This is a genomic window from Polynucleobacter brandtiae (genome assembly GCF_002797575.1).
Taxonomy (GTDB): Bacteria; Pseudomonadota; Gammaproteobacteria; order Burkholderiales; family Burkholderiaceae; genus Polynucleobacter; species Polynucleobacter brandtiae.
The window spans coordinates 1-20,237 of record NZ_PGTX01000008.1; the positions used below are offsets into that span (position 1 = coordinate 1).

At 45.6% G+C, this 20,237-nt stretch carries 23 protein-coding genes and 2 tRNA genes; 12 read left to right on the forward strand and 13 right to left on the reverse strand.

What is annotated here, in order from left to right:
* The first annotated feature begins 212 nt into the window (after positions 1–212).
* Both B0G85_RS09920 and B0G85_RS09925 read left to right on the forward strand, forming a co-directional pair.
* Positions 213–512 carry an FmdB family zinc ribbon protein gene (locus B0G85_RS09920; protein ID WP_100380308.1) on the forward strand — a complete coding sequence of 100 codons (300 nt, stop codon included), beginning with the start codon at positions 213–215 and terminating at the stop codon, positions 510–512.
* A 47-nt stretch (positions 513–559) separates the two neighbouring features.
* On the forward strand, positions 560–988 hold the full coding sequence (locus B0G85_RS09925; RefSeq protein ID WP_100380309.1) for a site-specific integrase: 429 nt from the start codon (positions 560–562) through the stop codon (positions 986–988).
* Between the two features lie 74 nt (positions 989–1,062).
* On the opposite strand, the gene B0G85_RS09930 is transcribed toward B0G85_RS09925, so the two are convergent.
* Positions 1,063–1,139: transfer RNA gene (locus B0G85_RS09930), tRNA-Arg, on the reverse strand.
* Between the two features lie 18 nt (positions 1,140–1,157).
* Between B0G85_RS09930 and greB the strand changes: the two genes are divergently transcribed.
* The gene (greB, locus tag B0G85_RS09935) at positions 1,158–1,658 is read left to right on the forward strand and encodes a transcription elongation factor GreB (RefSeq protein WP_100380310.1); all 501 of its coding nucleotides are present in this window, start codon (positions 1,158–1,160) and stop codon (positions 1,656–1,658) included.
* 38 nt (positions 1,659–1,696) lie between these two features.
* On the opposite strand, the gene B0G85_RS09940 is transcribed toward greB, so the two are convergent.
* Genes B0G85_RS09940 through B0G85_RS09955 form a run of 4 tightly spaced genes read right to left on the reverse strand, consistent with a single transcriptional unit; the run spans position 1,697 to position 5,922 of the window.
* Positions 1,697–4,051: a RelA/SpoT family protein gene (locus tag B0G85_RS09940; protein ID WP_232726024.1), complete on the reverse strand. Its 2,355-nt coding sequence runs from the start codon at positions 4,049–4,051 to the stop codon at positions 1,697–1,699.
* Between the two features lie 15 nt (positions 4,052–4,066).
* Positions 4,067–4,270, reverse strand: a complete 204-nt coding sequence (gene rpoZ, locus B0G85_RS09945) for a DNA-directed RNA polymerase subunit omega (protein ID WP_100380311.1) — start codon at positions 4,268–4,270, stop codon at positions 4,067–4,069.
* Positions 4,271–4,314: 44 nt separating this feature from the next.
* Entirely contained in the window at positions 4,315–4,950 is a 636-nt protein-coding gene (gene gmk, locus B0G85_RS09950; protein WP_100380312.1) for a guanylate kinase, read from the reverse strand.
* A 42-nt stretch (positions 4,951–4,992) separates the two neighbouring features.
* Positions 4,993–5,922: a YicC/YloC family endoribonuclease gene (locus B0G85_RS09955; protein ID WP_100380313.1), complete on the reverse strand. Its 930-nt coding sequence runs from the start codon at positions 5,920–5,922 to the stop codon at positions 4,993–4,995.
* A gap of 54 nt (positions 5,923–5,976) precedes the next feature.
* On the opposite strand from B0G85_RS09955, the gene rph reads away from it, so the two are divergent.
* The 3 genes from rph to hemW are packed head-to-tail and all read left to right on the forward strand — an operon-like array spanning position 5,977 to position 8,543.
* Entirely contained in the window at positions 5,977–6,711 is a 735-nt protein-coding gene (gene rph / locus B0G85_RS09960) for a ribonuclease PH (protein ID WP_100380314.1), read from the forward strand.
* A gap of 13 nt (positions 6,712–6,724) precedes the next feature.
* A complete protein-coding gene (rdgB, locus tag B0G85_RS09965; RefSeq protein ID WP_100380315.1) occupies positions 6,725–7,327 on the forward strand; it encodes an RdgB/HAM1 family non-canonical purine NTP pyrophosphatase in 603 nt (200 codons plus the stop codon).
* Positions 7,311–8,543, forward strand: coding sequence for a radical SAM family heme chaperone HemW (hemW, locus tag B0G85_RS09970; protein ID WP_198508810.1), 1,233 nt, complete (start codon positions 7,311–7,313; stop codon positions 8,541–8,543). Before rdgB ends, hemW begins: the two co-directional genes overlap by 17 nt.
* A gap of 54 nt (positions 8,544–8,597) precedes the next feature.
* Here the strand turns inward: hemW and B0G85_RS09975 are convergent, their stop codons facing one another.
* Together B0G85_RS09975 and B0G85_RS09980 are read right to left on the reverse strand one after the other, a co-directional pair.
* Positions 8,598–9,398 carry an enoyl-CoA hydratase/isomerase family protein gene (locus B0G85_RS09975; RefSeq protein ID WP_100380335.1) on the reverse strand — a complete coding sequence of 267 codons (801 nt, stop codon included), beginning with the start codon at positions 9,396–9,398 and terminating at the stop codon, positions 8,598–8,600.
* Positions 9,399–9,436: 38 nt separating this feature from the next.
* Positions 9,437–10,435, reverse strand: coding sequence for a Bug family tripartite tricarboxylate transporter substrate binding protein (locus B0G85_RS09980; RefSeq protein ID WP_157799322.1), 999 nt, complete (start codon positions 10,433–10,435; stop codon positions 9,437–9,439).
* A 90-nt stretch (positions 10,436–10,525) separates the two neighbouring features.
* On the opposite strand from B0G85_RS09980, the gene B0G85_RS09985 reads away from it, so the two are divergent.
* A complete protein-coding gene (locus tag B0G85_RS09985; RefSeq protein ID WP_100380336.1) occupies positions 10,526–11,740 on the forward strand; it encodes a CaiB/BaiF CoA transferase family protein in 1,215 nt (404 codons plus the stop codon).
* 78 nt (positions 11,741–11,818) lie between these two features.
* Here B0G85_RS09985 and B0G85_RS09990 read toward each other — a convergent pair whose 3' ends face one another.
* Positions 11,819–12,001 (reverse strand): hypothetical protein, encoded by a 183-nt coding sequence (locus B0G85_RS09990; RefSeq protein ID WP_100380317.1) that lies wholly within the window; start codon positions 11,999–12,001, stop codon positions 11,819–11,821.
* A 282-nt stretch (positions 12,002–12,283) separates the two neighbouring features.
* Between B0G85_RS09990 and B0G85_RS09995 the strand changes: the two genes are divergently transcribed.
* Positions 12,284–12,865, forward strand: a complete 582-nt coding sequence (locus B0G85_RS09995; RefSeq protein ID WP_100380318.1) for a hypothetical protein — start codon at positions 12,284–12,286, stop codon at positions 12,863–12,865.
* 74 nt (positions 12,866–12,939) lie between these two features.
* Here B0G85_RS09995 and B0G85_RS10000 read toward each other — a convergent pair whose 3' ends face one another.
* The 3 genes from B0G85_RS10000 to B0G85_RS10010 all read right to left on the reverse strand — a co-directional run bounded on the left by B0G85_RS10000 (position 12,940) and on the right by B0G85_RS10010 (position 15,455).
* Positions 12,940–14,280, reverse strand: coding sequence for a type II toxin-antitoxin system HipA family toxin (locus B0G85_RS10000; protein WP_100380319.1), 1,341 nt, complete (start codon positions 14,278–14,280; stop codon positions 12,940–12,942).
* A 2-nt stretch (positions 14,281–14,282) separates the two neighbouring features.
* Complete coding sequence (locus B0G85_RS10005; protein ID WP_100380320.1) at positions 14,283–14,555, reverse strand: helix-turn-helix domain-containing protein; 273 nt, start codon at positions 14,553–14,555, stop codon at positions 14,283–14,285.
* Positions 14,556–14,687: 132 nt separating this feature from the next.
* Entirely contained in the window at positions 14,688–15,455 is a 768-nt protein-coding gene (locus B0G85_RS10010) for a metallophosphoesterase (protein ID WP_100380321.1), read from the reverse strand.
* Between the two features lie 167 nt (positions 15,456–15,622).
* Here B0G85_RS10010 and B0G85_RS10015 point away from each other — a divergent pair, with 167 nt between their 5' ends.
* Entirely contained in the window at positions 15,623–16,228 is a 606-nt protein-coding gene (locus B0G85_RS10015; protein ID WP_157799323.1) for a 3'-5' exonuclease, read from the forward strand.
* 95 nt (positions 16,229–16,323) lie between these two features.
* On the opposite strand, the gene B0G85_RS10020 is transcribed toward B0G85_RS10015, so the two are convergent.
* Positions 16,324–16,413 (reverse strand) — tRNA-Ser (locus B0G85_RS10020).
* Positions 16,414–16,648: 235 nt separating this feature from the next.
* Here B0G85_RS10020 and B0G85_RS10025 point away from each other — a divergent pair.
* Positions 16,649–16,912, forward strand: a complete 264-nt coding sequence (locus tag B0G85_RS10025) for a type II toxin-antitoxin system Phd/YefM family antitoxin (RefSeq protein ID WP_100380323.1) — start codon at positions 16,649–16,651, stop codon at positions 16,910–16,912.
* Positions 16,913–17,227: a CcdB family protein gene (locus B0G85_RS10030; RefSeq protein ID WP_100380324.1), complete on the forward strand. Its 315-nt coding sequence runs from the start codon at positions 16,913–16,915 to the stop codon at positions 17,225–17,227.
* Between the two features lie 244 nt (positions 17,228–17,471).
* Here B0G85_RS10030 and B0G85_RS10035 read toward each other — a convergent pair whose 3' ends face one another.
* On the reverse strand, positions 17,472–18,605 hold the full coding sequence (locus B0G85_RS10035) for an NAD(P)/FAD-dependent oxidoreductase (protein WP_100380325.1): 1,134 nt from the start codon (positions 18,603–18,605) through the stop codon (positions 17,472–17,474).
* 128 nt (positions 18,606–18,733) lie between these two features.
* Between B0G85_RS10035 and pgi the strand changes: the two genes are divergently transcribed.
* Entirely contained in the window at positions 18,734–20,224 is a 1,491-nt protein-coding gene (gene pgi / locus B0G85_RS10040) for a glucose-6-phosphate isomerase (RefSeq protein WP_232726025.1), read from the forward strand.
* The last annotated feature ends 13 nt before the right edge of the window (positions 20,225–20,237 follow it).

Here is a 20,237-nt window from a genome sequence, read left to right on the forward strand (position 1 = left end):
TGAACTCTTCAGTAAATCGTTGACGCTTACTCATAACACCTCCTAATAACCTAAATATTAGGCTAGAAAGTGTCTACAGAAGTGGTAGCGATTCAAAGGGTAATCACTCAACATATTCAAAGATAACAATGTTAAAAATAAACAGTGAGGACCTTTTGTAGGTAAACATCCTTTCACTTAAGTTGGAGTTTCAATTTACGCTAGGACATAAAATGGCAACATATGAATATCAATGTGATCAGGACGGTGTTTTTGAATTCATTTACCCAATGGGTACTGCTCCAGAATCTAGGATCTGTTTAAGCTGCGGAAAGCCTGCGAGGAAAATTGTTTCAGCTTTTATGGTCCACCGTAAATCAACTGTTCATTTGTTTTCAGCAATAGAAAAAGCCGATAAGAGTAGATATGAGCCAGAAGTTGTCAGCTCTCTGCCATCAAGTAGATCTGGCGTTACTTTTCCTGCGATGCTCAACCCAGCTCTAGCAAAACTACCAAGACCCGACAAAACGTAGTTTTTTATTGAGGGGACTTGATATGAGGTGACCTCTTACGCCTGACCATGTCCGACCTAAAAGAAGATGGTATTCATATTCAGCGTCACAAGACTGCAGGATCGAGCGGTAAGCGCACGGTCTATGCATGGACACCGCATCTACGCGAAATCATCGATCAGGTCGTAGCAGCCCGCCCTTGCGTTTCTCCATTCTTATTCTGTAATAAGTTTGGGAAGGGATATGTCAATGAAGTTACTGGGAAGGCTGGAGGATGGGGCTCTATGTGGTGCAGGATGATGGAGAAGCTTCTAGCTACCACCAAGGTAACCCAGTGCTTTACAGAGCATGATTTAAGAGCTAAAGCAGCATCAGACGCCCCCACCCTTGAGCAAGCTACTGCCCTATTAAGCCATTCGGACCCTTCAACCACCCAGACAATCTATCGTCGAAAAGCGGAGAAAGTTACCCCTTTGGATAGAAGAAAAACCCCCTAAAAGGGCATTTCAATAATACAAACCCGTTTCAATAATACAAAAGGTAAGGGCCCCCGACAGGAGGCCCTTATAGTTGGTGCGGCTGGCAGGAATTGAACCCACGACCCCTTGGTTCGTAGCCAAGTACTCTATCCAACTGAGCTACAGCCGCAACAGCCATAATTATGCCATGGAAGAGAAAAACTACATCACACCAGTTGGTCATGAGCGTATTAAAGCGGAGCTTTTACAGCTTCTAGACCATGATCGGCCTGAGGTTGTGCAAATTGTGCACTGGGCCGCCTCGAATGGAGATCGCTCAGAAAATGGCGACTATATCTATGGAAAAAAGCGTCTTCGGGAAATTGACCGTCGTATTCGCTTCTTAAATCAACGCCTCGAATTTGCCCTAGTTGTGGATAACCACACCCGGAAATCCGGGGAAGCAGCATCCGATCAAGTCTTTTTTGGGGCTACCGTAAGCTATATCAACCTAGAAGGGGTTCAGGCTGGAGAAGAAACTACCATCACGATTGTAGGGGTCGATGAGGTAGATTTAGATCAAGGTCAGGTCAGCTGGGTATCACCGATCGCCAAAGCCTTAATCAAAGCCCGCTTGGGTGATTGCGTCAAGATTCAAACCCCGACCGGGCCTACTGAAATTGAAATCCTGGCAATTGAGTACCGCTAAATCGGCAATGCACTAGGTCATGAGCCGATCTTGCGATCTTAGATCACTCTAGTGCGAGTCACCCGCATCACATCATGATTTGTGCGTAAGCTACGCATCACCTTGGAAAGATGCAGGCGATTAGAAACCTGAATCGTAAACCGAATGGTTACCGCATCCTCTTTGTAGCGATCATCCATAGAAACATTCATGATGTTGGAATCTGCTGAGGTGATACTACTAGCCACCCGCGCCAAGACACCCCTCCCTTGATGGGTATCAATGGCTAAATCTACCTCAAACTCACGATTAATTTCTTTGCCCCACTCAACCTCAACCCACTTATCACTATCCCTGGAAAGCATTTTGAGTGCAATGCTGCAGTCATTGGTATGTACCTGCAAGCCCTCACCTTTACCCAAGTATCCGATGATGTTATCTCCCGGTATAGGGTGACAGCACTTCTGAAAGGTAATCGAATTTCCCTCACGACCATCTACCAAAATTGCTTGACGCTGATGGTGGTGCGAGGCAATTTCTTGTTCAGGTGAAACCCAGTCTGTGGCGCCCAGACGCATCTGATCGGTACCACCATCGTCATCAATCAAGATATTGAGACGAATGGCAAGTTCTTGAGCAGATCGTCTACCTAAGGCAATATTAACGCAAGCCTCTTCGCGGGTTTTATCCCCAGTCCAATGCAATAGCTTCTCCCAAATTTCTGGGAATAACAGTCCGGCATCTACCCCTTGTTGGCGTAATGCACTTGCCAAGAGGCGCTCGCCCAACTGTAAAGACTCGCCATAGTGTTTCGTTTTTAATGCATGGCGTATTGATGCGCGCGCTTTACCTGTGCGCACAAAAGCCAGCCAACCTGGATTTGGTTGTGAGTTGGTTGATGTAATCACTTCAATAATGTCGCCATTCTTGAGTTCACTGCGCAAGGGAAGTTGCAAGCTATTAATTTTGACTGCCACACAGTTATTACCCAAATCACTATGGATCGAATAAGCAAAATCTAACGCTGTAGCACCCCGAGGCAAGGCTCTGATCTGACCCTTAGGCGTAAATACATACACTGCATCTGGAAATAAATCGATCTTGACATGCTCTAAAAATTCTTGAGAATCGCCACTACTATCCTGAATATCAATCAAAGATTGCAGCCATTGATGTGCCCGATTTTGCACTTCACTCATATCGGGTGAGCCGTCTTTATAAGCCCAGTGCGCAGCAACGCCTGCCTCTGCTACAGCGTGCATATCGCTCGTGCGTATCTGAAACTCTACAGGCACGCCTGAAGGCCCTAACAGCGTCGTGTGTAGTGATTGATAGCCGTTTATTTTAGGAATCGCAATGTAGTCCTTGAATTTCCCTGGCATAGGCTTGAAAAGGGCATGAAGTAAACCTAGTGCCCGGTAGCACTCATCAATCGTATGAACCGTTACTCTAAATGCATAAACATCGAGCACCTGAGAAAAACTCAAATGCTTGATTCGCATCTTGCTATAAATACTAAAAAGGGTTTTTTCACGGCCCTGAAGATCGACTGCAACATCTGCTTTTGCAAAGGCCATACGCGTGCTTTGCAAAATCTTTTCAATCATCTCCTTGCGATTACCCCGCGCCCGCTTTACTGCGCCCTCGATTACTCTAAAGCGCATCGGCATAGAAAAACGAAAGCTTAAGTCTTGTAAATCACGGTAAATCACATTCAGGCCTAAGCGGTGGGCAATAGGCGCATAGATTTCAATTGTTTCGGCAGCAACTCGGCGACGCTTCTCCATCGGCACTGCATCAAGCGTACGCATATTGTGAGTACGGTCGGCAAGCTTGACCAAGATCACCCGAACATCGCGTGCCATCGCCATAAACATTTTGCGAAAGCTTTCTGCCTGTGCTTCAGCATGACTCTGAAACTCTAACTTATCTAGCTTAGTCAGACCCTCTACCAGCTCAGCAACTTTGCCACCAAACTTCCCTAATAAATCTGCCTTCGTGCAACCCGTATCTTCAATCACATCATGTAGTAGCGCAGCCATAATGGATGGGGCATCTAGGCGCCAAGTCGCGCACAACTCTGCAACGGCTATTGGGTGGGTAATATAAGGTTCACCGCTATGGCGATATTGCCCCAGGTGTGCAGCATCAGAAAACTGAAAGGCTTTTTTTATTAAAGTAACTTCATCTGGCTCGAGATAAGCCAACTTGGAAAGCAATCCATCGATGGAGACAACTTGATGCTTGAGGGGTAGCTGAGGAGCTGAGGTGGGACCAAATAAGTGCCGACTAGACTGTGCCAGCATCGTGGCAATAATCGAGGGCTTCTCAGCTTTAACAGTCTCTGGAGGCGAGACTAAACCGTTAAGTTCCGATGTGATGGGGACGCCAATAGCGCCTGAGGAGAGCTCCACACCGGAACCCCTGAATTACAAAGGTACTTTAGTCAACATGTCACGGTCAGTAACACCAGCAGCAACTTCGCGTAAGGCAACAACGGTTGCTTTATCTCTGGCTTCAACACGTGGCGAGTGACCTTGAGTTAATTGACGCGCACGATATGTGGCCGCCAATACCAGCTCAAAACGATTCGGAATGGTTTTTAGACAATCTTCTACAGTAATACGGGCCATTCTGGACTCACTTAATTTAGATGCAATACCAATAGAATAACTGATCAGACCCCAAGCCGCCTTAAAAGCGCAGGGTTGCGAGCCATAATCGGACCTGAGCGCAAGCGACTAGCTGCTACAACATGCCTTAAATCTGCCAAAGCTTGCTCGAAATCATCATTCACCACAATAAAATCAGCCTCATGTGCATGCTGGAGCTCTATGTGAGCAGCTGCGAGGCGTTTCTGAATCGTGGCCTCGTCATCCTGTCCTCGTTTGCGTAGGCGCTCTTCAAGGGCTTCAAATGATGGTGGAAAGATAAAAATCCATTGCACCTCAGGAATCATTCCCCGAATCTGCTCTGCCCCTTGCCAATCAATTTCTAGCACGACATCGCGCCCGGTTTTCATTTGGGCTTCGATCCAGTCACGTGAGGTACCGTAAAAATTACCATGCACCTCTGCATGCTCTAGAAAAAGTCCCTGGTCTCGCTCCGCTTCAAATGCCGCTCTTTTGATAAAACGATAGTCTTTACCATCCACTTCGCCTGGCCTAGGAGCGCGGGTAGTAGTCGATAAGGACAGCTTGAGGGCTGCATCCTCTTGCAGTAATGCATTGACCAGTGATGACTTACCGGCGCCGGATGGCGCCACAATCATCAACATACTGCCTTGATAGGCGGGAGAAAGCTTGGGTTTCATCTTCAACTGTGGCTAAGCCTCATGGCACTTACAACACTCATATCACTCTAAATTTTGCACTTGCTCGCGCATCTGCTCAATCAGCAGCTTAAGCTCTAAAGCGGCTTGAGTGCATTCTTCAGAAACCGATTTGGAACTCAAGGTATTCGCTTCACGATTGAGCTCTTGCATCAAAAAGTCTAAGCGCTTGCCGACAGGGCCTTTGCCAGTAAGAGCGGTATCTACTGCCTGTAAATGGGTCTTTAGGCGGGCAAACTCTTCGGCTACATCGATACGAACTGCGTAGAGCACTACCTCTTGCCGAATACGCTCCATCAACTCAATACCCCCCTTGGATTGCTCTTGGCTAGCTAAGGCCTCGGCAAGGCGAGCAGTCAACTTTTCTTGATACTGGGCAACATACTGAGGAACCTGGGGCTCAATTGTTTTAACGATCTCTCGCATCTTGCTAGTGATATTGCCAAGAACAACAGATAAAGCCTTGCCTTCAGAGTGCCGACTCTCCATTAAGACCGCTAAAGCAGCGCGCCCAGCCTCTAAAGTGGCAGCAATCCAACCTTCTTCTTCGCCCCGAGGCTCAGAAACAATGCCAGGCCAGCGCAAAATATCAGACATTCGTAACGCTTCGGCCGTTGGAAAAACGTGTTGAGCTTGCTCTTGAAGGGTATGTAGGGCAGTCAAACGATCTGAATTGAGGGCACCTAGGGCATGGGGATTTGCTTTAGCAGCGCCCGCAGCTGCGGCATTGACTCTCCAAGCAGCCCGAAACTCGACCTTGCCACGAGAGAGTTGCTGGGTCACCGCCTCCCGCAAGGCAGGCTCCGCCCCGCGGCATTCATCCGGAAGACGAAAACCCAAATCCAGAAAGCGGCTATTTACAGCCCGACATTCCACCTGCAGATCAGCTACTACGCCGGCTCCTAGGGAGACTTGGCGAGAAGCGCTGCCATAACCAGTCATGCTCGATATCATAGGGGTATTGTAGATTCAATATGACTTTTGCCCAACCTTTTAGGATCAACCCCAATGCGTAGCTCCAGCACCACCCGCCCTAGTGGCCGCACCCCTATTCAATTACGCCCCGTCACGATCAGCCGCGCCTTTACCAAGCATGCGGAAGGATCGGTATTAATTGCCTTTGGTGATACGAAGGTTCTGTGCACTGCCAGCGTCTTGGAAAAAGTACCGCCTCACAAAAAAGGATCTGGTGAGGGTTGGGTTACCGCTGAATACGGCATGCTGCCCCGCGCTACCCATACCCGTAGCGATCGCGAAGCAGCCCGCGGCAAGCAAACTGGCCGCACCCAAGAAATCCAACGCCTCATTGGCCGTGCAATGCGCAGTGTGTTTGACCTCAAGGTACTTGGTGAACGCACGATCCATTTAGATTGCGATGTGTTGCAAGCAGACGGTGGCACCAGAACTGCGGCTATTACGGGCGCTTATGTAGCCGCTCGTGATGCAATCAACCAGCTCCTTCAGAGCGGCACTTTAAAATCAGACCCCATTATTGATAGCGTTGCAGCCATCTCAGTAGGCATCTACCAAGGCACACCCGTATTAGATTTGGATTACCCTGAAGACTCTGCTTGCGATACTGATATGAACGTCGTGATGACCGGAAAAGGTGGCATGATTGAAGTACAAGGCACTGCAGAGGGCTCTGCGTTCTCCCGCCTCGAGCTCAATGCATTATTAGATTTAGCCGAGCAGGGAATTGCAGAATTAACGCAGTTGCAAATAGATGCATTTAAGGCATAGCGCTTCTAGGTTCATGTTGCAAAAATTAGTTCTTGCCTCTAACAACGCCGGTAAGGTCCGTGAATTTCAGGAACTACTGGCGCCCTTTCATTTTCAAGTAATTCCGCAAGGGAGCTTAGATATTGACTCGGCAGAAGAGCCTTATGACACATTTATAGAAAATGCCCTTACTAAAGCGCGTCATGCAAGTACAGCTAGTGGCTTACCTGCTTTGGCCGACGACTCTGGTATCTGCGCCCATGCCCTAAATGGGGAGCCCGGTGTTTTATCTGCGTGCTATGCAGGCCTTGATGGTGATAGCGCTGCAAACATCGATAAATTGAGCGCTGCCCTCGCACATAGCAAAGATAAAGGGGTTCACTATGTTTGCGCTCTAGTGATGGTTAATAGCGCCCATGATCCTGAACCTGTAATTGTGCAGACCCGCTGGTATGGGCAATGGATCAATGAGGCTAAAGGAATTAATGGCTTTGGTTACGACCCCCATTTCTTTTTGCCTGAGCTTGGTAAAACAGTAGCAGAGCTTGAACCAGAGCAAAAAAATGCCCTTAGCCATCGTGGCCAAGCTTTACATGAACTCCTAATCCAATTAGAGCGCCGTGCCAAATTTGACTAATACGCTTCCCCTGTCCTTACTCACCCAAGAACCACAATTGAAGGCCCTGCCACCCCTCGCGCTTTATATTCATTTTCCGTGGTGCGAAAAGAAATGCCCTTATTGCGATTTCAATTCACATCAAGTGAAAGATGTCAACGGCAAAGGGAGTGCAGCCACAAAGAATGCTCCAGGCTTTGATGAGCCACGCTATATCAAAGCACTTATTGCTGACCTAGAAACAGAGCTCCCTCGCATTTGGGGAAGACAAGTTCATAGTATTTTTATTGGTGGCGGAACACCCAGCCTCCTTTCGCCCGAAGGGATGAATGATCTGTTGTCAGCAGTTCGAGCACGCATTCATTTAGAGCCCAATTGCGAAATCACCATGGAAGCCAATCCTGGCTCGGTGGAATCTGAGAAGTTTGCTGCTTTTGCAAAATCAGGAATTAATCGCGTCTCCCTAGGCATTCAGAGTTTTCAAGATAAGCAGCTCAAGGCGTTAGGGCGCATACATAACGGCGATGAGGCTAAACGTGCGATTGCGATTGCAATGGAGCACTTCAAATCCGTCAATATTGATTTAATGTATGGTCTACCAAATCAAAGTTTAGAAGCCGCTAAGGCGGATATTGAAGCTGCACTGGCTTTTAAAACGCCCCACCTGTCGCTATACAACCTCACGCTCGAACCCAATACCTATTTCGCAAGCTTTCCACCAAAGCTGCCTAGCGAAGATGAGATCGACGCGATCTTCGAGCAAAATTTATCTCTCCTCAACACTGCCGGCTATCAGCGATATGAAGTTTCTGCCTATGCCAAAAAAGGTCAAGAGTGCAAACATAATCTCAATTACTGGCGCTTTGGGGATTACATCGGCATCGGCGCTGGCGCCCATGGCAAGATTTCTCTTCCAGATCAAATCACACGACAAGTACGAGAACGTCACCCAGAAACTTACATGCAGGCAATAGAAACTGCAGGTAATGCCTTAATTGAAGCGCGCGCTATTCCGGCAAAAGATCTGCCTTTTGAATTTATGCTCAATGTTTTACGCCTCACCGATGGCGTAGAAGCAGCCACCTTTAGTGAGCGTACTGGCTTGCCGATTCATGTCATGGCCAAAGGTTTAGAAGAGGCTAGCAAAAAAGGTTTGCTCGATACAAATCCCATCAGACTGAAGGCCACAGAACAAGGTCTGCGCTATCTGAATAATTTACAAGAAATATTTTTGTAGCAACAAAGGCGAATGATTGCTGTATTAGTGCATTAGTGCATTAGTGCAGCAGAATCATTTACCAGACCAAATGGGCACCTGTCCGCTTAAAAATGCATTCACGCCATTTTTAAAATCCGCACTGCCATAGCATTCTTTAATGAGGTCATTGCAATCTGGCAGATTACTTTTGATGATGCGCGCCATGACCAGCTTGCTTGATTTTTGCGTAATGGGGGCTAGCTTCATTAATCGTTCAGCCAACTGGTTTGCTTGATCTTCCAGACTCTCAATGGGATAAATATTCAAAAGATAGCCCTGTTTGAGAAGCGTTTCTGCAGAAATGAACTCTGCCAGCAGTAACATTCTTTTGACTATATGAATACCTAAATGCGCCACTAGCCAAGCAATATTACCTCCTGATAAACAGTTGCCCAGTGTTCTGGCAATAGGAACACCAAATTTAGCCTCGGGTGTAGCAATACGAAAATCACAACAAGTCGCAATAGCCAGACCACCGCCAACTGCCATGCCATCAATCACGGCGATCGTCGGAAACGGTAATGTAGCCAATGGGGTCAAGTAAGTATCAATCTCTTCTTCGTAGCGGACACCATCATTCCCATCACTAAAGTGCGCAAACTGGGCAATATCACTCCCAGAAACAAAGGATTTGCCGCCAGCACCTCGAAAAATTGCTACGCGTACACCAGGCGTATTGGCCAAGCCCTCGCAAATACTTTTTAAGCTCTGGTACATCTCTACCGTCATCGCATTTCTGGCGGCGACATGGTCGAATGTGATGTAGGCAACTCCATTACGTAGCTCGCAACGAACTTGCGCAATCGGTTCTGACGTGACCTCTTTAGGATTCATCAAATGAATGCCCCCCATGAATGCGAGAGGGTCTACCCTTATTCAGATTTAATGTTCAGACTCTTGACTAGACGCTGGTACTTAGCCAGCTCGCCTGCCAAGAACAGACTAAATGCAGCGGGTGTTGCTGGGCCTTCTGCTTGCAATCCTTGAGAATCTAAGGTCTTTTTAATCTCAGGATCATTAGTTGCGGCTTTAACGGCCAGATCGATCTTATTGACTAATGCCGGATCCATTCCCTTGGGGCCCATTACGGAGTACCAGTTAGTCACATCAAAACCAACAATGCCAACTTCATTAAATGTTGGAACATTCGGAAGTAGCGCTAAACGCTTTGGAGTAGAAATTGCTAAGGCCTTCAAATTACCCTGTTTAATCTGCTGCAAATTAGGGGGCAAGGTATCAAAGTTCATTGTGATTTGCCCGCCTAATAAATCAATGATGGCTTGACCACTTCCCTTGTAAGGAACATGATTCATTTCAACACCAGCAATTTTAGAAAATAAGGCACCTGCTAAATGCTGCGTACTTCCGATACCAGATGATCCATAGGTCATTTGGCCAGGATTTTGTTTAGCCAAAGAAATTAATTGCGCGACAGAATTGACCGGCAAGGATGATTTAATAACTAATACATTAGGCACATAACCAAGGTAAGTAATGGGGGTGAAATCTGTTGCCGGGTTATAGGGCACGTTCTTTAATACAAAAGGAGAGATGGCATTGGAATTGGAATGGCCCATCAATAAGGTGTAGCCATCCGGGTTAGACTTAGCAACGAGATCAGCGCCGATTGTGCCTGCTGCACCCGATCTGTTTTCAATGATGACACTTTGACCTAAGATCTCACCCATTTTCGGAGCAATGGCACGCGCCACGATATCCGTTCCGCCGCCAGGTGCAAATCCAACAATTAAACGAATAGGCTTATTAGGATAATTAGACTGCGCTGATGCAATCAGTGGCAATGTGCCACAAGCCGCCGCTATTAAAGAAACTAATCCATTTAAAAGCCATCGTGTCGATTTTGTCGTCATACTATCTCCGTAACTTGTTTTAAATTGCAAGATCAATTTAAGCATTTCTGAATCATGCAATCTAAACATATAAAAACAATTGAGACAATGATGAAAACACCTATAAGTAAGCCTCTACCCCTGAATGGCGTTCGGATTCTTGATGTAAGTCAAGTAATGGCCGGCCCATACTGCTGCATGTTGTTGGCCGACCTCGGTGCAGACGTGATCAAAATTGAGCCCCCTGGAACAGGTGATCAAACCCGCGGCGCCATGGGATTCAAAATGAAAGGTTCAGATAGCATGGGTTTTCTGAATATGAATCGCAATAAACGCAGCGTCACTTTGAACCTCAAGACAAATGCAGGCAAAAAGGTATTTTTTGAGTTAGTCAAAACAGCTGATATTTTGGTTGAGAACTATCGCCCAGGTGTAATGAAAAAATTGGGTATTGACTACCCCTCCCTGAAAGAGATTAATCCCGGCCTCATCTACGCAAGTATCTCCGGCTTTGGTCAAACAGGCCCTTGGGCAGATCGTCCTGGCTTTGACTTAATGGCCCAAGCCATGTCAGGCGTCATGAGTGTGACTGGTTATCCAGATGGGCCACCCGTAAAAGCAGGTGTTCCCGTAGCGGATATTGGTTGCGCCCTCTTTGCCGTCTATGGAATTTTGTCTGCTTATATTGGTAAAGAGAAGTCAGGTGAAGGTCAATTTATTGACGCTTCTTTATTTGACTCAGCCTTGGCTTTCTCTATTTGGGATACCGCGCAATACTGGGGTACTGGCGTTGAACCCTACAAGCTTGGTACTGCCAATCATATGAGCGCGCCCTACCAGGCCATGAAAGCCTCTGATGGATATTTCGTCATGGGCGCTACCAATCAAAAACTGTGGAAGCTCCTCTGCGACAAAATTAATCGCCCAGAATTATTTGAGGATCCATTATTCAGAACCAACCCATTACGCTTAGCCAACAGACTGATATTGGCGGCGGAACTTGAAAAAACTTTTTCCACAAAAACAAGTGAGGAGTGGGTAGACTCATTACTCGCCGCAGGCATCCCGGCGGGACCTATCAATACGTATCCCGAGGCTTTTGAGAGTGCCCATGGAAAACATCGCCAAATGCGAATGGAGATTGATCACCCTATAGAAGGCAAGGTGCCTAATATTGGCTTTGCTGTAAAACTCATGGGAACACCACAACAAGTGACTCGTCACCCCCCTTTACTTGGCGAGCATACCCACGAGATACTTGAGGAATTAGGTATTGCTGGCAATGAGTTGAAAGCACTCGAAGATGGTGGCGCTTTTGCAGCCTGAGTTACTGGGTTGTTTCAGAAAAAAGACATGGACTCCAAAAAGCCCATTCTCTACTGCACAATGACTGATCAACTAAATTTAAGCACCATCTGAATGAGATATCAGGGGATTTTCATGGTGGGATGCACGGCTCCACCCTTCACCATGCTTGGCATTAAAGAACTGCTCACCACGAACGGATGAAGCTTTAGCTGATTGAGATTCATAGGACTTCAGTAAATCTTGTGGCGTTGCTGAGCTACCTGTCAGGGCTAGATTCATTAAGACTAATCCCGCAAATAACTTCCAATACGTTTACACACTCCTATTAGTACTACCAATACCATGCCTTTAGTATGCGCTATTGATATAACAGCGCATTTGGATAAATAAGCAACATAGTCGGGTATTTAGCGCTTATTAGCCCAAACTACCCTCAAAAATGGTTCTGATGATTAGTATGAGTAATACAATCTATATAAATGCAAAACCAACTGCATTTATCAATTACCGCATTACTGCTAGCAGTTAATGCACCCCAATTTATTAAGGATTAATACCGTTATGAAAAAAATAATCATTGTTGTCATTCTTGCCGCCATTGCTGCTGGCGCTTATTTCATGTTGAACAAGCCAAAGGCACCCATCGCTGGCGTTGCTGCCCAAGAAGCTGCCCTCATTTATGACGGCGAAGTTATTAAGATTGATGCTGCAACACGTACAGTTACCCTGAAAAATGCTGATGGTGAAACCTCCATCGTTGCAGGTCCTGAAGTAAAGAACTTTGCTGAAATTAAAGTTGGTGACCGTTTTGACGTTGTTTATGAATTAGCAGTTGCCATTGAGTTGGTGAAGGTGAAAAACCCAGGCACAACTAGTGAGCAAGTTACGACTAGCACCACTACTGCTCCTCAAGGCGACAAGCCAGGCATGATCACCACCAATACCGTTACAGCGACTGCTAATGTTGAGGCGATTGATACAGCTAAGAACGTGGTTTCTTTAAAAGGCCCACAAGGCAACCTCTTCAAGGTGAAGGTTCAGAACCCTGACTTGATGAAAGATATTGCTGTAAACGACCAAGTTAAAGTGGTTTACACAGAAGCTATTGCTGCAGTAGTAAGCGCACCAGCCGCAAAGAAGTAATGCACTAAGTACCAGGCTTTTCTGGTTACTAGAAAGACAAAACCCAGCAAGAGATTTTGCTGGGTTTTTTAATTCTAAGATTCAGTTCGGTCTGCTAACTTACGAGCCTGTATCTCCATTCCCATAAAAATAGCCTCAGCTACATCCATTGGAAAAGGCTCTGCAATGTTTGATCTCACTTGATTTATGACAGACTCAGTCATTTTAATAATTTCGCGAATTAATTGCTCTGCTTTATTAGCACCCAGTCCAGCTTGTTGAGCTTGAGATAACCAGTGTCTACGGTGAATTTTATCTATCAGATAGTTATTAGTTGATCCGCAAACAGCCATTGCCAGCTTGGCTCTATGGGGCGCTATTTGATTCGCTCCAAAACCCATTACTGGATGTGCCGACAACACGTCATAAATTGGAGTTCCTCGGTATTGGACACCTGGCAGATGAGTGATGCTAAAGTTTTTACCATGACCATCTGTAGCGGCTAATAACCAAAAAATTATTTGAGTTTTGAAAAAATGTATTCGATCTTGCTCTGCGTTTACTGAACCCAGCAATAACTTCATAGCGGATGTAATGCTCGGGCCTCCATCTGCTTGATATTTACTCATTGGCGGTACGCCCATTGCCTGACAAAAATCCTCCTGAGGAAGGCGAATAATCCACTGACCATCAGCGGCCAATCTACGATCAAAGCGCTCAACGATCAATACTTTTTGATCCTCAAAACGCTGGATTTCACAGGATGCAGTTGGAATACCATATGCAGCCATGATTTTGGAACATATCCACTCATTCTCAACCGATGTGCGCATATCGGCACGCATATGGCCAACCAAACCCAAGGGAAGCTTGAAAATATGCGTAGTTGGCGTGCTACCTTTAGGCAAGAGCCAGCACCCATCATGCTTTAGTAATGCAGTTTTTTCTTGCGCACCAGCAATGGATAGCCTTAGATCATTATTTACCTCCACTTGACCAAAGACCGAATCTAAGGAGACGCGACGAAGGTGATCTGCAATATCCCCATCACTCAAGGTTCGACCCTGAATTTGATGAATTCCCGCCGGTAGCTCGCCCTCCGGCAAGAGTTGGATAGCCCCAACGCAATCACGGCCAAGCTGAGATAGCAAGTCAAATGCACCCAAGCCTTTTGACTGATAACGACTTGCTAAGCGCCTACGAATGACATCACTATCGGGCAATAAATTATCAAAATAATGATTAACGAGGTCGCCTTGATGGGCCACATTACCCGGTAAGAAAGGAAGGGATAGTGATAGCGGCCTCGCATCCTCCCGGGAAATCCAATCATCCGAATAATTAAAGGTCTCAAGCTGCCTTGTGATTTTCCAAGTGCCTACTCGAACACCATTCATCCAGACGGATAGCCCTCTTGATTTTGAGCGCACTGTCATGACTACCAAATCTCCTTAGATCCAGACTCAGTTATCACTTTCACTTGTTTCGAGCCTTTAACGATCTGCTCAATTGATATACCGACATCCAAAATCCGTAAGACTAAAAACAACCTCTCAAAAGTAGCTAACTGCGGGTTACCCTCAAAACGCGCATAAGCTTGCTGAGTAATTCCGAGTTTTTCTGCCATGTCAGCCTGAGTTACTCCCTTTTGCTTTCGAAAGGCCTTAATAAACAACTTCAAGCTCTCTAGGGTTTGAATTGGATAATCCATTTCTTGCTCTGACCTCACTATGAATACAACAATTAAATTGTATTATTAAATAACAATATAAAGATTGTATATTAATATAACAACTTATAAATTGTAAATAGGAAGATTTATAGCTGAAACCTTCATATCCCCTTAGACCTGGATGATCAGCGAAGGATTAAAACGCGGATTTTCTGCATGGCCGGAGCGAACATAGCCACGAGGGTTACACACTACCCTAGTGCCATTCATTTCATAATCGCAAGAGTCATGAGTATGGCCATGAATCCAAACAGACATCTTTCCAAATAGATCAGATAGCTCTGATGAGAAGCAGGCAGAAAGTAAATCTAGCTTGTAGCGTTCCGCAACAGAATGCATAGAAGGAAGATGGTGAGTCACAACCACCGTTGTTCCATCAAACGGTGAATCCAAAACTGACTTTAACCAGACCAACGATTGTTCGTGCAATTGAATTGATTTTTGGGGGGAGAAGCCAAACGCCCCATCACCAATTCTTCTGAAATCATTTAAATACATTTCGCCATCCATCATGCATTTCGCTTTTAATTTATCCCCAAATAATAAAAAATCAGTCCACAAAGTGGCGCCCAAAAAACGAACAGGCATTTCGCCATCTCCACCTGGAAACTGAATCAACTCATCTTCTAAAAAATGGATCCCATAAAGAGTGCTTTGTTCCCGCAACTTAGAAATCATCTCTTGTCGCTGAGATCCATAAAATTCATGATTACCCGAGACGTAAATAATCTCTTGATTGGGAAAGGTTTCGCGCGCCCAAGACATACCGCCTGCCCTTGTTGCGATATCACCAGCTAGCACTACTAGATCGGCATCGGTTGGCTCGGGGTTAAAAGTTGCAAACTCAAGATGTAGGTCGCTGAGTACATGGAGTTTCATGAAAATTGACTTTGCTTTTTATAAAAATAAGATTGAATTACTTCTGAGGGCATGAGTGTATCGAATTAATTAACCACATCATCCTACAAGGAATTATTCAATTATATTGACCCTGATCTCTATAAACCTTACATTAATTACCCTCCAACGCAATGCAGGTCAATACAATGAATCAAGAACAATGTTATTTCGCACTCGATCTCGAGCTCAATAACGCTCAAGATAATTCAACAGTTAATCCAAAAATTATTCAGGTTGGCATCGCTTTAGGAAATTATGATGACTACATCAATGAGTCTTTAGTAACCCACAAATGGCTCCTTGACCCAGAAGAGCCTATTTTTGAATTCATCACGGAGCTGACCGGGATCGGCAATCAAGATATTTCGAACCACTCCATCCCTCATGAGCAACTTGCTCTTAAGCTTGGACGCATTCTCGCAACTCACCACTGCTTTGTTAATCCAATCACGTGGGGATGTGGGGACGCGACAGAATTAAAATCTGAATTTCAAACCAGGGGAATCGCCTTCCCCCACTTCGGTCGGCGCTGGATTGATGTCAAGACTTGGCATACCCTGCACATGCTCAGTATAGGAAAAAAGCCCAGTGGCGGACTATCTTCAGGGCTTGCTAGTCTGAGGTTGCACTTTAAGGGCAAACCGCATCGAGCGGACGATGATGCATTAAATACTCTGCGTCTTTTCTTTGCCATTCTTGAAAGGCAAAGCCAGTACTACCAACTTATTTCGAATGCAAAAAAAATCCATTAGGCCTATATAAAATTTGCATTATTGGTGGGTAGAGTGGTGGGTAGAAGGCCTCTAAAAACAAAGAGCCCCATAAATAGGGGCTCTGTTGTCGTATATGGCGGAAGAGGTGAGATTCGAACTCACGGAGGACTTTCATCCTCGCCAGTTTTCAAGACTGGTGCATTCAACCGCTCTGCCACTCTTCCTTTGCGTATTGAGAGTCCGATTATAAGGAATTCAGAAGCGTAGTACCCAAAAGCTCTTTACGGATTACTTTGAAGGCGATTTTTAGCATGTCTTATTGCCTTTGACATCGCTGGCTTAGTAAAGAAAAAATACGCTCAATCACCTAAGCTGGTTGTGTAATTCTTTTCCACCCAAGTGTTGCTAAAACCTAAATCTTTAGCTAAAATAGCTAAAGATTATTGAATTGGAGTCACCATGCAAGTAACCGCAACAGAAGCGAAAAACCGCTTCGGAGCCATCTGTGCTAGCGCTAAAACAGAACCTGTGTTCGTACAAAAGGATGGACGAATTGATACTGTCATCATGTCTGCCCAGCAGTTTGATGCCCTACTGGCAGCTGATGTCAATCGTGATCAGAAAAAAAAGCAATTTGAATCTGATTACAAGTATTGGATAGATGAGCAAAATGCCCGCTTTGAGCGTCACGGGCTTTGGTGTGATGATATGAGGACTTGGTAGATGCAGTTTGATGTCTTTGAAAATCCTAGCCCAAGAATGCGAGATGTATATCCGTTTGTCATTGATATTCAAAGCAACTTATTAAGCTTGTTAGCAACACGAATGGTGATACCTGTATCTATAACTAAATTAAGTATAGAAAAAATCCCACGTAGGCTTTGCCCTTTGATCAATATTGACGGGAAGAAATTGATGTTGATGCCTCATGAGGCTGCACCCTTGGATAAAAAAATCTTAAAACGAAAGATTGGCTCGGCAAAAAGTCAATCAAGTGAAATTTTGTCTGCAATGGATGCTGTAACTAGTGGTATCTAGAGGATCTCAGCCGACCAATAAGTAAAGCGGCGAACGTTCGAATAATCTACTGAATGTCAATGTAGGGTACCGCTTTTTCGAAACTGCTTTTAAGGTCCCCGACTATTCATTAATACCAAGGAGTAGCTTGAAATGAAAGATAAAAATACACCATCACTTAAGTCCCTACTGATATCAGCACAGGCAAAGGGAAAGCTCATTTTGCCAAAACGCAGTCAAAGACTACATCGCAAACCCATCAAATTTATCGTGCTTTAATCAAACGCTCTAAATACTGAGCAATTGCTATGCTGGAAGTAAGCCCAGGTGACTCAAAACCATAGAGATTAAATAATCCTTGGAGCTGATGCTGCTCTGGGCCATTAAATACAAAGTCTCCTGCAGGCATATTCGGAGCCACAATTTTGGCCCTCACCCCAGAATAATCAGGCTGAAGCGTGCCATCTCTTAGGCCAGGCCAGTAGCGTCGCACTGCTTCATAAAATCCTTCACCCCGTTTGGGGTCGACTCTGTAATCGATTTGCGCCTCGTGATCGATATCGAGCCATTCCACATCAGGACCAAACTTGGCTTGGCCAGCCATATCTAAAGTCAGATGCACTCCAAGCCCGCCAGATTCTGGAATGGGGTAGATCAAGTGACTAAACGGAGACTTACCTGAAAGAGAAAAGTAATTGCCTTTGGCAAAGTATGCCTTTGGAATATGACTTTGCTCTAGGCCTTCAATTTTTTGCGCGATTGCTGGTGCACTCATACCCGCACAATTAATTAATAACTGAGTCTTAATATTCATGCCATCGGCACCACCAATTTCTAGCTCAAACCCATCTTGTGCATTAACCCCTAAGGGCTTTGCTCTCAAGAGCGGTGACTGATAGGCAATCATGCCACCGGCATCTTCAAAGCCGCCTAATAATGACAACATATAGCCATGGCTATCGACAATCCCCGTAGTGGCTGATAACAGCGCCGCTACGCATTGCAGCTGTGGCTCAAGTGATTTTGCCTGTGCACCGCTGATCATCTTGATTGCGGGCACTTGATTATTTTGAGCCTTATATAAAATAGCCTGCAAATCATCCAACTGCGTCTCATCGGCAGCGACAATTAATTTACCGTAGGGCTGGGTAGCGACTTGATGACTGCGACAGTACTCATATAAAAGGCGATTGCCTTCTATACACAACTTTGCCTTGAGCGAATCCTTGGGGTAATAAATACCCGCATGAATGACTTCACTATTACGAGCACTGCTGATAGTGCCAAATGCGTCTTCGCGCTCAAGCAGAATTGTCTCTCGACCTTGTAGGGCCATTTCTCGGGCAACCGCCAAACCCACTACTCCGGCACCAATAACCACGCAATCTACCTGCTCCATCTATGCCACTCCATAGTTAAATGTAGTCAAATCGTAACATTTTGGCTATTTTAAAGGGGGTATGGGTCTATTCTTGATAAAATTCAGAAATGCTTTCAAGCTCAGGCCAAACTCCTTCCACTCCGCACTTGCAAACACCTCATCATGCCCATAGCGCTGTCAATATTGTGCTCGATACAGCCTATCAAGGAATTGATGCAGCCGACTGGAAGACGCTCTTTAATCAGGCACGGTCAGCCAAATTAGCGCAGTTCATCGAGGACATGTTTGCTGGTAAGCATATTAACAAAAGTGAAGATCGCCCGGCGCTCCATTCGGCGTTACGCAATCTCTCTAAAACCCCTGTCTTCATTCAAGGACAAGATGTCATGCCCGCAGTAGTAGATGTCTGGCATCGCATCGAAGCACTCTGCAATCAGTGGGTTGGCGTAACGGATGTGATTCACATTGGTATTGGTGGTTCTGATTTTGGGCCACGCCTTGCAATCGAAGCTTTAGCGCATGTGCCGGGCATTCATAGTCGTGGTATGCGGATGCATTTTTTAGCCAATATTGATACCGCAGAATTAGCCCGCATTCTCACTAAAGCCAACCCCCATAGTACGCGCGTCATTATTGTTTCCAAGTCATTCACCACGCTTGAAACGACCATGAATGCCAAGGCAGTAAGCAAGTGGCTACAAGATAGTGGCTGTACTCCGAGTCAAATAACGCATTCTTTATTTGCGGTCACGGCCAATATTTCTGCTGCAACAGCATTTGGTATTAGCCAAGACCATATTTTCCCTTTTTGGGATTGGGTGGGTGGTCGTTACTCCGTATGGTCTGCAGTAGGTCTACCCATTGCCTTGCAATACGGCTTTGATACATTTAAAGATTTCTTGGCAGGTGCCCATGCTATGGACCTGCATTTTAAAAATACGCCGCTTGAACAAAACCTACCCGTCATCATGGCGCTTACTCTGCTCTATCAGCAAGAGCAGAACGATGTCAAGGCGTATGCCGCTATTCCCTATGCTGATGCCTTAGATTGGTTTCCGAAATGGTTGCAGCAGCTCGATATGGAAAGTAATGGCAAATCGGTAGATCGTGATGGCAAGCCTGTCAAGCATTCCTCGCCAGTGGTCTTTGGTAGTGCTGGCAGTAATGCTCAACATTCCTACTTTCAACTCTTTCACCAGGGCCCTGAAATCATTCCGATTGACTTCATTGCTGTGCGCGAACCCATGAGTGATCGGCCTGAGGCGGTAGCACACCACCGTATTTTGTTATCCAACTGTTTAGCACAAGCTCAAGCTTTAGCGAATGGCAAAGAAGCGAGTAATCCAAACGATGTATACCCTGGTAAGCGCCCTAGTAATTTATTGCTACTACCAGAGCTCAATGCGTTTTATCTTGGCGCCCTCCTCGCTCTTTATGAAAACAGAGCTGCTACTCTAGGTGCGCTTTGGAATATCAATAGCTTTGATCAACCCGGCGTAGAGTACGGCAAAGTATTGGCTAAGCCCATTGAAAAAGCGCTCGCCAGTCATGCACAAGACGTCCAAGCAAGCGAACATATTGATGTGATTACGGCCGCAAGAATTAACTTTCTCAATACAACAGCATTAAAAAAATAATTCGCTTTTTGTT